Source organism: Aerococcus agrisoli, assembly GCF_003797145.1.
GTDB lineage: Bacteria > Bacillota > Bacilli > Lactobacillales > Aerococcaceae > Aerococcus > Aerococcus agrisoli.
This window is the reverse complement of record NZ_RKMG01000039.1, coordinates 1-11,322: the sequence shown is the minus strand read 5'-3', so window position 1 is coordinate 11,322 and position 11,322 is coordinate 1. Positions and strand designations below refer to the sequence as shown.

General features: G+C 40.0%; 12 protein-coding genes. 8 read left to right on the top strand and 4 right to left on the bottom strand.

The annotated features are described in order from the left end of the window. Nucleotides 1–80 precede the first annotated feature (80 nt). Nucleotides 81–737 (bottom strand): deoxynucleoside kinase, encoded by a 657-nt coding sequence (locus EF384_RS08840; protein ID WP_123781246.1) that lies wholly within the window; start codon nt 735–737, stop codon nt 81–83. A gap of 169 nt (nt 738–906) precedes the next feature. On the opposite strand from EF384_RS08840, the gene EF384_RS08835 reads away from it, so the two are divergent. The 7 genes from EF384_RS08835 to EF384_RS08805 all read left to right on the top strand — a co-directional run bounded on the left by EF384_RS08835 (nt 907) and on the right by EF384_RS08805 (nt 6,721). Further along, nucleotides 907–1,683, top strand: coding sequence for a threonine/serine exporter family protein (locus tag EF384_RS08835; RefSeq protein WP_123781244.1), 777 nt, complete (start codon nt 907–909; stop codon nt 1,681–1,683). Continuing rightward, a complete protein-coding gene (locus tag EF384_RS08830; protein WP_233487759.1) occupies nt 1,683–2,180 on the top strand; it encodes a threonine/serine exporter family protein in 498 nt (165 codons plus the stop codon). Before EF384_RS08835 ends, EF384_RS08830 begins: the two co-directional genes overlap by 1 nt. Nucleotides 2,181–2,219: 39 nt before the next feature. Next, entirely contained in the window at nt 2,220–3,434 is a 1,215-nt protein-coding gene (locus EF384_RS08825; RefSeq protein WP_233487760.1) for an alpha/beta fold hydrolase, read from the top strand. Nucleotides 3,435–3,521: 87 nt separating this feature from the next. Beyond that, nucleotides 3,522–4,349, top strand: a complete 828-nt coding sequence (locus EF384_RS08820) for an immunity protein Imm33 domain-containing protein (RefSeq protein ID WP_123781242.1) — start codon at nt 3,522–3,524, stop codon at nt 4,347–4,349. A 34-nt stretch (nt 4,350–4,383) separates the two neighbouring features. Then, nucleotides 4,384–4,761 carry a CidA/LrgA family protein gene (locus EF384_RS08815; protein ID WP_094518616.1) on the top strand — a complete coding sequence of 126 codons (378 nt, stop codon included), beginning with the start codon at nt 4,384–4,386 and terminating at the stop codon, nt 4,759–4,761. Next, nucleotides 4,754–5,446 carry an LrgB family protein gene (locus EF384_RS08810; protein WP_094518617.1) on the top strand — a complete coding sequence of 231 codons (693 nt, stop codon included), beginning with the start codon at nt 4,754–4,756 and terminating at the stop codon, nt 5,444–5,446. Before EF384_RS08815 ends, EF384_RS08810 begins: the two co-directional genes overlap by 8 nt. Nucleotides 5,447–5,695: 249 nt before the next feature. Further along, complete coding sequence (locus EF384_RS08805) at nt 5,696–6,721, top strand: branched-chain amino acid aminotransferase (protein ID WP_094518618.1); 1,026 nt, start codon at nt 5,696–5,698, stop codon at nt 6,719–6,721. Nucleotides 6,722–6,853: 132 nt separating this feature from the next. On the opposite strand, the gene EF384_RS08800 is transcribed toward EF384_RS08805, so the two are convergent. The 3 genes from EF384_RS08800 to EF384_RS08790 all read right to left on the bottom strand — a co-directional run bounded on the left by EF384_RS08800 (nt 6,854) and on the right by EF384_RS08790 (nt 8,820). Then, a complete protein-coding gene (locus EF384_RS08800; RefSeq protein ID WP_094518619.1) occupies nt 6,854–7,357 on the bottom strand; it encodes a nucleoside 2-deoxyribosyltransferase in 504 nt (167 codons plus the stop codon). Between the two features lie 74 nt (nt 7,358–7,431). Further along, nucleotides 7,432–8,097 (bottom strand): HD domain-containing protein, encoded by a 666-nt coding sequence (locus EF384_RS08795; protein ID WP_123781241.1) that lies wholly within the window; start codon nt 8,095–8,097, stop codon nt 7,432–7,434. 39 nt (nt 8,098–8,136) lie between these two features. Next, nucleotides 8,137–8,820 carry a deoxynucleoside kinase gene (locus EF384_RS08790; RefSeq protein ID WP_094518621.1) on the bottom strand — a complete coding sequence of 228 codons (684 nt, stop codon included), beginning with the start codon at nt 8,818–8,820 and terminating at the stop codon, nt 8,137–8,139. Between the two features lie 248 nt (nt 8,821–9,068). Between EF384_RS08790 and EF384_RS08785 the strand changes: the two genes are divergently transcribed. Further along, nucleotides 9,069–11,255: a copper-translocating P-type ATPase gene (locus EF384_RS08785; protein ID WP_123781239.1), complete on the top strand. Its 2,187-nt coding sequence runs from the start codon at nt 9,069–9,071 to the stop codon at nt 11,253–11,255. The last annotated feature ends 67 nt before the right edge of the window (nt 11,256–11,322 follow it).

The following is an 11,322-nucleotide window of genomic DNA, read 5'->3' as shown; positions in this document are numbered from 1 at the left end:
TCTACTTGACGGGGAGTGGTTCATGCGCTAGTCGCTCTTTTTTAAATATAGTCCGGAATGTTAACGGGATGGTTGTTTGCTTAAATTTTTGATGTCAGTAATAACTGATCGTAGGTATCTTGAATCAACTTCGCAACCGTGTGGCGATCACTTTCAGAATCGATGATGTCGTATTGACTAACATCAATCGACATTTTTGCGCTCTTATCGTAGCTTTCGTACCATTCACCATACATGGTATATAGTTGTTGGTAGTAAGCTAACAAATCTGGTCGACCGTCTACTTGCTCGTATGAACGACCGCGGCGTTTGATTTTTTCTAAAATCATGTCAAAAGGCCCTGTTAGGTATACTAATAATTCAGGTTGTTGGTTGGTATTTTCAGAGATGATGCGAATGTCGTCCATCATATTGGCCAATAAATCTTGGTATAAGTTCCATTCAACATCTGAAATATTCCCGTTCATGTTATTCACTTGCGTAAATAGGGCATCTTCGTAAATTGAGCGGTCTAGGATAGCGCGATCTAGACGCATACCACGTTTGATACTCTTGATACGTTGATTTAAAAAGTAAATTTGTAATGAGAAGGCATATTTTGTTGGTTCGCTATAGTAAGCATCCAAAATTGGATTTTCTGAAACTTCTTCGAATAGGGGTTCTGCGTTAAACATTTCTGCCATATAGTTGGTGTAGGTGGTTTTTCCGACACCAATCATTCCTGCCATTGTTATCATGAGGTGATGCTCCTTCGTCTGTGTAGTCGGGTGCAATTATAGCACAAATTTTTACTTTGGTGGATGAGAAGCCCATGTAAAAAGAAAATCAATTTCTATACAAGATGCACCTTCATTGAGGGCGAGCATATGTTACAATAGCCGTGATTACGCGAAAGGATGGGGTTTAATGGCAGATGTAAATAAAAAAATTATGGAGACGGCCTTGTTAGCGGGCAAAATTATGACGGAGAGTAATGCTGAATCATATCGTGTGGAAGATACAATGAACCGTATTTTAACTACATCAAATGCAGCCTATGCCGTTGCAATTTCCCTATCAACAGGACTCTATATCACCTTAGATGACCCATCATTTGAAGGTTCTGGATTTACGGGTATTACACGGATTACCCGTCGCTCAAACAACTTAAACAAAATCACCTTGGTTAACTATATTTCTCGTGATTTAACAGCTGGTAAAATCAGTATCGACCAAGCTTATGAACGATTACAAGAGGTACGTTCAAAAGGACCGCAGTATTCCAAGTTACAGGTATCGATAGGAATTGTTGGTTTAGCGTCAGCCTTTTCCTTCTTATTTGGTGGTGGTGCGGATGAATTCATCGTTGCTACGATAAATGGTTTAATTTTGGCCTTAATGTATCGTGTTGTAGATCGGTATTATATTAGTGAAGGTTTCTCCAATATCGTGCAAGCGCTAGTGGTAACTGTTGCGGCCTATCTAATGAAAGAATGGCTACAATGGGATGTGGATACGAATATTGTTATTGTATCGACCTTGATGCCCATGGTTCCTGGGACGGCGATTACCAATTCTTTACGCGACATTTTCCATGAGGACTATTTAGCCGGGGCCTCTCGTGCTGTGGAAGCATTTCTGAATGCTTTGATGATAGCCATTGGTGCAGCGCTTGGTTTAGTGATTATTGGAGGTTTGATGTAGTGGAAATAATCTTACAATTATTTGGTGCATATTGGGTGGGGGTATTTGCCTCATTAACGTTAGAAGCACCTCGAAAAGTACTTTATTGGACCCCTATTATTAATATCGCAGGTTGGGGTGCCTATATGCTAGGCATGGAATTCTTAGGTTTATCTATGCTGTTAACTACTTATTTTGGTTCATTAGTTATTGCAATTTTGTCGCACATCTTCGCGCGTATTTTTAAAGAACCGGTCACCATCTTCTTTATTCCAGCATTCTTTTTATTTGTTCCTGGAGGTGGGATGTACCGAACGGCTTTGGCCTTTATACAAGGTGATTCAGCGAAAGGGATGAATGAACTAGGACTAACCCTTTTTACGGCCTTAGCAATTGCCCTTGCTGTATATACAGCGGATACGGTCATTCATATTTGGAACCGACAAAAGTTCCCTAAATTTGTCCGTAAAAATTACCGCGTCTTACCAACGACGAATAAACGAAAACCTAAGAAATAAACGAAACTTCGAACTGAAATGAAGGAGGTCCACATTGAAATGCGCCTAAAACAAGGAATGTATCTATTTGGAACGGCCCTTGCTTTACTGGCAGGGTGTGGTCAAGCTACCACTGCTAACCAGAAAACAGAACAGGCGAATAGTGTTAATTCACCGACTAGTTCAGCGAGTTCAACTGCCCAAGTAGCTTCGACAACAACAACACTACAATCGCAAACACAGACAATTTTAGCGGCAGATGATCCTGCCTTAGCTACTTTTCAAGCAAAAACCAGTGACCTACCTAGCGTGACAACCATTGATAAGGGTGCAAGTGGCATTCAAGAAAGCCATTTATTACGATTAAATGATGTGGCGCAGTATGTTTATGAAGTTGGTCAGGGGGAAGATTTGCCAGTGGCCATTTTTTTACATGGCGGGCCAGGTTTTTCTTATACGAATTCGGCGGATAATATGGCGGGGTTGGTAGGAGATGCCAATATCCTCTTCTGGGATCAAATTGGGGCGGGACACACCTTTAGTGAAAATCCAACACTAGAGCCTAGTATGGATAATCTCATTACCTCTCTAGAAGACTTGGTGACCTACGCTAAGACACGTTATGGCGTAGATAAGGTGGCCATCATCGGGCACTCATGGGGTTCTGCCCTGGGCGCTACCTATGCTAGAACGCATCCGGATGATGTATCCGTATATATAGGTGTGGGTCAGGTTGTGACATCAGCAGAGGATGAGCAAGTGGCGCTTGCTGAAACCAAAACACGCGCTGAAGCTGCAGGTAGGAGCGATTTAGTCGATCAATTGAGTGAAATCGATGCGGCTTATCCTAATCAAGAGAATTTTATAGAGGTTGCCTATGATGCAGCCCTCTTACGCAGTGTGCAAACTGAATTAGGCTATAATGCAGCTGATTTTGTCCAATACCTTCCCTTACTGTTTTCGGGTCAGGCAACTAATTTAAGTGCGTCTGATCAGGCCACATTAGACCGCTTGTTATTGAACCAACGCTTGTACCGCCAACTCTTAAAAAGTGATTTCTATGCAGAAGGTACAAGTTTTGAAATGCCATTCTATTTAATAAGTGGGGCAAACGATATCCAGGTACCAGCAAGCCAGGCGCGTCAGTTAATAGAAGACATTGATGCACCGGATAAAGCCTATTATGAAATACCAGATGCTGGGCATACGCCAATGGACGACCAAGCAACGCAATTCAATCAGTTAATTCGTACAATTTTAAAAAACAATTTGTAACATTATTTCGTTAAAATTATGCTAAAGTAGTATATACATTATATATTTAATAATTTTTAGAGGAAAATGAACAACCGGAGGACAAATATGACCAAGGAATTGATTTCAAACGGCGGTAATTGTTTAGCTTCAGCGGCACTTTTAGAAGGTAAACAACCTTTGTTGTGGGCATTTCGAGAAAAAAGTTTAATGCCAAGTGACAGTGGTTGGCGTTTCTTTGCTGCGACTGACACGCAAACGGAGATTATGGACGGGAAGAGCATTTTATTAGTTGATATTAATAAAATTGCTGAATTAGAACCAATTGTTGCGAGTATTTATTGGTATCCTGAAGGCGCAGATTTTCAGCTAGCGAGTAAAGATGGCAACAAATATTTTGTTTACAACGATACTTTTGAAAGGGTATTGCCTGCAGTAAACGCCAAGGATTTACCCTTCGAAACAAAGGCTTTTCAAAATCATTTTGAGCTCCTTGCCGTTCAAGAAGAGGCAAAAGGTTTTGAGCACGAAGTTTTACAAATGAGTGCGGAGCAAGTCGACATGTTAAAGCTATTGGACTTAATGCATGTGCAAGACACAGATCAGTTATCTACTACAGAGATATTTATGAATGCGGGCCTTTTATTGGGATTTGTTGGTGCTCGCAATCAAGCATTTCATATCGATTTGAACCAAAACCAAGTGCAAGATATCGCACGCACCATGATGGATTACTTTAATCTTGATGTGGAGACGGCCACAGCCTATGTACACCATTATTTAACAATCAAACATGACGGGCGTGCAATTGCGGAACAACAATTATTGATGTACGGCAATAAAATGTACGAGTGGGTATTGGAAGATAATTTTCTAGCCATCAAGAATGAATATGCGAATTTATTGATGCATCATCGCAAGGCTAATATGTTGTAATATTAGCCCGGTCATAGGGAATGGAGAGAGAATTTTGAAATATTTGAAACAAGCGTTTGTCATTTTGACCATTACATTGATTGCTGAAATATTAGCAAACGTACTACCCTTATCACTACCAGCGTCCATCTACGGCATGCTCATCTTGTTTTTCGGCTTGTTATTTGGGGTGATTCAATTAGAGGACGTTGAAGATGCAGGTGAATGGTTGATGATCATCATGCCAATGATGTTCGTTGTGCCAAGTGCTGGTTTTATCACATCATGGCCTAGCTTACAACCGAATTTAATTCCGTGGATCGTCATCATCCTTGTACCAACTGTTCTTGTCATGGGTGTTGGTGGTTTGGTTGCGCAATTCTTACAAAATCGAAAAGATGGCAATAAAGAAGGAGGCCGTGACAATGACTAGTTTATTTGCTTTATATCCTTCATTTGGTTTAGTGCTCACTTTATTGGTGTATATGGTTGCATTATGGGTAAATAAGAAGTTGAACTCTTCGCTTGCAAACCCCTTATTGATTGCGGTTATTCTAATGATTGCCCTATTAGTGTTCACAAAAACGGATGTGCCTACTTATCAAGAAAGTGCGAAATTCATTGGCTATTTACTAACACCAGCGACAATTTCCCTGGCTATTCCAATTTATAAACAACGACGTATTTTGAAAGAAAACTTTTCAACCATTTTTACTACGGTTGTCGTGGCAATGGTTGTTGGACTTGCAAGTATCATATTCATCGCTAAAATCTTTAACATGGATGAAGTCGTGCTACGCTCAGTATTAGCGAAATCCGTTACCACTGCCATCGCTATTGACGTAACTGAAATTATTGGTGGGTTGACGCCTATCATGGTTGGTTCTGTTGTATTAACAGGTATCTTTGGTGTTGTCATCAACGAATGGGTATTCAAATTATTGAAGATTGATTCCTATTTTGCCCGTGGATTAGGACTAGGTTCATCTAGTCATGCTATGGGTACGGGTGAATCGATGAAGAAAAATGAATTACAAGGTGCTGCATCAAGTATTGCCATGGTTATATCGGGTATTATTGTTGCCGTCATCGTGCCAATCATCGCGAATTGGCTATAAGAAAAATGTGAATAGATTGCATAACCGTATTTGTCTATGTTGGCAATGCGGTTATTTTTGATTAAAATTAGAATAATTCTCATTTTATTTGAAAAATGATGCAAATTTCTCATAAAGAGTGGTAAAATGATTGTCAAACCGATGAATTACATAACGGCAATTTTGTTGAATGATCGAAATGTGGCCTAAGCCGTTAATGATTTCATTTTTATTATAAAATTTGATTTATTATAGAGAGGAAGTTTTAACATGGCAGTAGATATCAATTGGGAAGAATTAGGTTTCAGCTATATGAATTTACCATACCGTTGGCGCGCTTATTGGAAAGATGGCGAATGGTATAAAGAAGGCTTAGAAACTGAAAATACTATCCAAATTGCGGAAGGTGCACCTATTTTACATTACGGACAAGGGGCTTTTGAAGGCTTGAAAGCCTACCGTGCAAAAGATGGTACAATTCAAATTTTCCGTCCAGATCAAAATGCCAAACGTTTAATTGCTTCTGCGGAACGTTTATTGATGCCGGAAATTCCTGTAGATGACTTTATCCATGCAGTGAAAGAAGTTGTCAAAGCCAATGCGGACTATGTACCTCCATATGGCACTGGTGCAACTTTATACCTACGTCCAACCTTAATCGGTGTGGGTGATAATATTGGTGTACATGCCGCATCTGAGTATATCTTCACGATTTTTGCAATGCCGGTTGGCCCTTACTTTAAAGGTGGCATGGCACCGACAGCCTTCACAACTTCAAAATATGATCGAGCAGCGCCACAAGGTACAGGTGCCGCTAAAGTTGGTGGGAACTATGCTGGTTCATTGAAACCAGGCGAAGAGGCTAAAGAAGCTGGATATTCAGACGTAGTATATCTTGACCCTGCAACGCATACAAAAATTGAAGAGGTGGGTGCAGCAAACTTCTTTGGTATCGAGAAAGAAACCAATAAATTTGTGACACCAAAATCACCATCAATCCTGCCATCAATCACAAAATATTCATTATTATGGTTGGCAGAACACCGCTTAGGTTTAGAAGTAGAAGAGGGCGACGTATATATCGACGATTTAGACCGCTTCAGCGAAGCAGGGGCATGTGGTACGGCAGCTGTCATCTCTCCAGTAGGTTCAATTACCCATAACGGTAACAAACACGTATTCTACTCTGAAACAGAGGTTGGTCCTGTAACCAAACGTTTATATGATGAATTAGTGGGTATCCAATATGGTGACGTAGAGGCACCAGAAGGTTGGATCGTTAAACTAGAAGATTAGGCGAATAAGATATGAGCAAAAAGGACAAGCCAACGCGAATTTGAGCGAGCTTGTCCTTTTCATATGCTTCATCAAAGAAAAACCAGGTCCACCTCATCAACTACTGGGTGAACCTGGTTTATTTAGCATGAATTAGAATACTTTGATTGGTGGCACTGGATTTGTTGGGAAATGGTTGAAGTCGTAAGTTGCTAATTCTTGGATGTCTGTCATAAAGTATGTACCACCTTGTGCAATCATCAAGTTTAACTCAACATCGTCAAAGCCATTTTCACTTAATAATACAACGATAGCAGGTTTATGCATTGCACGCATGAAACCAACTTCAAATGCAGTACCGTCATCAACGTTTTCTAAGTCGTATAAGAAAACACCGGCATCAGCAGTGTTCATTGCTGATAGGTCATTTTGGTAAGTTGCGATTTGCCATTCAAATGAGCCAAAGACACCTTTTGGATCGCTTTCAAAAGAAGCATCTTTATATTGGAAATCAAATGGGAAGTGAACAACACCAACTGTTGGGTTGCTATTTAAGGCTTTTGTAGCCTCTTCTACACGTCGTTTTTGGTCAGGGTTGAAGAAAGGTGTAGCTAAATATAATTTTGTGTTTGCAACTGCATCTTTACGTTTATCCAATGATATAACCTCTTTCTCAAATTCAAAAATATGTATCTAAATACATTCTACTATACTTTTGATTGGGTTGGGGACTAAATTTCGCCTTGCCATTCCGCCATAAATTCGGCTAAGAATTGACGCATAAATTCAGTACGTTCATGGGCAATCTTGGTACCAGCTTCGGTATTCATGGTCAATTCAAGTTTTAATAATTTCTCGTGAAAATGATTAATCGCGGTTGTTGGATGGTTGCGGTAATCTTCTTTACTCTTTAAATCAATAACAGGAATATTAGGATTGTAGATTTCATTGTTGGCATGTCCACCATAGGCAAAGGTTCTAGCAATGCCGATAGCACCAAGTGCATCGATACGATCTGCATCTTGGACATATTTTCCCTCAATTGAAAGGTCATATTGGTTGGTCAAATTCTTAGAATAGGACATGTGTTGGATGGTAAACATGATATTTTCACGGGCTTCCGTTGAAAATTCAAGCTCTTCTAGTAATTTTTCTACTTCCATTTGGCTAAAGATAATATCAGATACCAACTTATCGTCGATTGTGTCATGTAGATAAGCAGCAGCTTCGATTATCATTAGGGCGTCTACATTGTCATTACCGAAATCCGCAATATAGAGTTTTTGTGCTAATTGAGAGACACGATTTGCATGCCAAAAGTCATGGCCTGTCGGGTCAAAATCCATACGTGCTTTTGCAAATTCTTGTATACGTTGTCGTTTTGTTTCTAGGTCCATGAGGCAAGTCTCCTTAGCAAGTTGGCATATGATTGGGTATTAAACAGTTTGTTTTAAAGCGTCAACGTCCACGATTTCATTGGTAACTAGGTAGTCTCTTAATAAAGTAACGATTTCTGCTTTGTGCTCAGGGTATTTGACTAAGTCATATTTATCCATGTCGATGTATAAGACATTTGATTGGGTATATTGATTTTTCACCCAGTTGTCATATCCAGCCCAAAGACGGTGGTAGTAAGCTGTTAGTTCATCACCCTGTTCAAAATCACGGCCACGACTTTCAATACGTGTCATTACAGTGTCAAATGAACCATGTAAGTAGATCATCAAGTCAGGATGTTTTCTTGGCAATTCAGCCAATTCTTCCATCATATTTTTTGAAAGGTTTTCGTAGATTGAAAATTCTTCTTCGCTAATGCGACCGATATCAGTGTTAACACGGGCAAAATACCAGTCTTCAAAAATTGAACGGTCAAGAACAGTCATTGGTTGACGTGATGCTTGTTTGATTGTTTTGAAACGGCTATTTAAGAAATCTAATTGTGTTAAGAATGGATAACGTTTCAATTGTTGTTCTTCAGGCGTTGCCTTATAAAAATAGGGCAACATAATATTGTCATCTACTGATTCATAAAATGGGGTGAAACCCAGTTCATCTCTAATGATATTGGTAATGGTGGTTTTACCTAATCCAATCATTCCACCAACAGTTAGCATTACCATGTTTAAAAGCTCCTTTTGTCATTATATTCATATGAAACACTATATATTGTGTTCTGGGTTTTTCTTAGCCTATATATGGTATCACGTGACCTCATTCTTAGCAAGGAGATTCGGCTGTTATTTTCAGGAAAATTGGCTATCATACTTGCATTTCATCATAGTGAAATGTATACTAAGCATGTAATAAGTTTACAAACGTAAACAAAATTCGTTTTATAAAGGGAAATTTATCTGGGGAGGATATTATCATGACAAAAGATACGAAATCTACCGCACATGACCATGCTAACCACGCCGGCATGGATCATAGTCATCACGATCACTCAGCACATGAACATATGAATCACGAGGAAATGGACCACAGTCATCACGATCATTCAGCGCATGAAGAAATGAATCATGAAGGACATGACCATTCAGCACACGATCATCATGACCATAGCAGTCACGGTGGCCACGGTGGCCATGGCGGTCATGGTGCTCATATGATGGAAGATTTTAAGAAACGTTTTTGGGTGGTACTCGTTCTCACCATTCCATTAACCATTATTTCGCCAATGATCATGCATTTATTTGGCTATCATATTGACTTCCCAGGTATTCAAATGCTTGAGTTTGTGCTTGGTACAATCGTCTTCTTCTACGGTGGTAAACCTTTCTTGGAACATGCATGGCATGAACTAAAATCAGGTGTTCCGGGTATGATGATGTTAATTTCCTTAGCAATCGTGGCATCTTATGGCTATAGTATTCTAACTACTTTCTTTATTGAAGGGATGAACTACTACTTCGAGTTAGCCACATTAATTTTGATTATGTTGGCTGGACACTACATTGAAATGAAGGCTGAAATGTCTGCCGGGAACGCAGTAGAATCTTTAGCAAAATTATTACCTTCTGATGCGGAAATGATTCACGCTGATGGCTCAACCATGACCATTAAAGTAGACCAATTAAGCAAAGGGGATAACATTTTAATCCGCCCCGGTGATAAAGTACCTATCGATGCAGTAGTATATGAAGGTTATTCTGAAGTAAATGAATCGATGTTAACCGGTGAATCTGTTCCAATCGTGAAGACTGACGGTGACAATATTGTTGGTGGTTCAATCAATGGTGACGGTGTCTTAAAAGCAACGGTTAGCAAGACGGGTTCTGAAACATACTTATCACAAATCATTCGTTTGGTTTCTGATGCCCAAGCCCAAAAATCAAAAGCGCAATCTATCGCTGATGTCTGGGCAAAATACCTATTCTACATCGCTTTGGCAGTTGGTTTAATCGCCTTCTTCATATGGAACTCACTTGATGGTTACCTTGTCGGCTTGCAATTCATGGTGGCAACCTTCGTTATCGCTTGTCCGCATGCGCTTGGTTTGGCGGTACCATTAGTAAACGCTGAATCAACTTCATTAGCGGCTGAATCTGGATTATTCATCCAAAACCGTATCGCTTTTGAAGATGCATATAAAATTAATAAAATTGTATTTGATAAGACAGGTACCCTTACAAAAGGCGCCTTCGGTGTTGATGAAGTAAGTATTTTCAATAATCAATTCACTGAGGATCAAGTGCTACAAATTGCCTATGCAATCGAGCGTCAATCGGAACATCCTATTGCGCAAGGGATTGTCAAAGAAGCGGAAAGTCGCCAATTACCTGTCCTTGATGTTGCGGATTACCACAACTTGACAGGTAAAGGACTTGAAGGGAAAGTAGACGGCAAGGATATTCAAATTTTAAGTCCACAAGCGACACGCGATGCTGGTTATACCTTTGATGAAGCAGCATACGATACAAGTGCAGCTAAGGGTAGAACCGTAGTGTTTGTCATCTATGACAAGCAACTAATCGGGTCGATTGCAGTGTCAGATATGGTCCGCGACGAAGCCAAGGATGTCGTAGCTAAATTACAAGCTAAAGGTATCAAAGTTATCATGATCACTGGTGATAATAAACACGTTGCGCAAACAGTTGGTGACGCCTTGAAGCTAGATGGTATATATGCAGAAGTCTTATCTGAAGAAAAAGCGTCTTTAATTAAAGAATTGCAAGCAGATGGCGCAAAAGTAGCCATGGTCGGAGATGGTGTGAATGATGCACCAGCCTTGGCACAAGCTGATTTAGGGATCGCTATTGGTGCAGGTACAGATGTTGCCCGTGAAACAGGGGATGTCATTTTGGTCGATTCAAATATCCATGATGTATTGAATATCTTGAATCTATCTCGCGCAACCAAACGTAAAATTAACCAAAACCTTATGTGGGGTGCTGGTTATAACGTAATCGCTATTCCGTTGGCCGCAGGTGCTCTTGCTGGTATCGGTATTGTTCTTGGCCCAGCCTTGTCTGCTGTTATCATGTCATTCTCAACTGTAATCTGTGCCATCAACGCACGTTTATTGAGAAGCGATTTTAATAAAATCAAAGAATAAGCATAGCGCATGAATAATGCGATATAGCCATTTCAAATTGAAGGGGTTGGGACAAATGGTTCCAACC

What these genes read in the sequence shown, in the direction of transcription:
- EF384_RS08840 (WP_123781246.1), bottom strand. Translation starts at nt 737, where the DNA reads ATGATAACAATGGCAGGAATGATTGGTGTCGGAAAAACCACCTACACC.
- EF384_RS08835 (WP_123781244.1), top strand. Translation starts at nt 907, where the DNA reads ATGGCAGATGTAAATAAAAAAATTATGGAGACGGCCTTGTTAGCGGGC.
- EF384_RS08825 (WP_233487760.1), top strand. Translation starts at nt 2,220, where the DNA reads ATGCGCCTAAAACAAGGAATGTATCTATTTGGAACGGCCCTTGCTTTA.
- EF384_RS08820 (WP_123781242.1), top strand. Translation starts at nt 3,522, where the DNA reads ATGACCAAGGAATTGATTTCAAACGGCGGTAATTGTTTAGCTTCAGCG.
- EF384_RS08810 (WP_094518617.1), top strand. Translation starts at nt 4,754, where the DNA reads ATGACTAGTTTATTTGCTTTATATCCTTCATTTGGTTTAGTGCTCACT.
- EF384_RS08805 (WP_094518618.1), top strand. Translation starts at nt 5,696, where the DNA reads ATGGCAGTAGATATCAATTGGGAAGAATTAGGTTTCAGCTATATGAAT.
- EF384_RS08795 (WP_123781241.1), bottom strand. Translation starts at nt 8,097, where the DNA reads ATGGACCTAGAAACAAAACGACAACGTATACAAGAATTTGCAAAAGCA.
- EF384_RS08790 (WP_094518621.1), bottom strand. Translation starts at nt 8,820, where the DNA reads ATGGTAATGCTAACTGTTGGTGGAATGATTGGATTAGGTAAAACCACC.
- EF384_RS08785 (WP_123781239.1), top strand. Translation starts at nt 9,069, where the DNA reads ATGACAAAAGATACGAAATCTACCGCACATGACCATGCTAACCACGCC.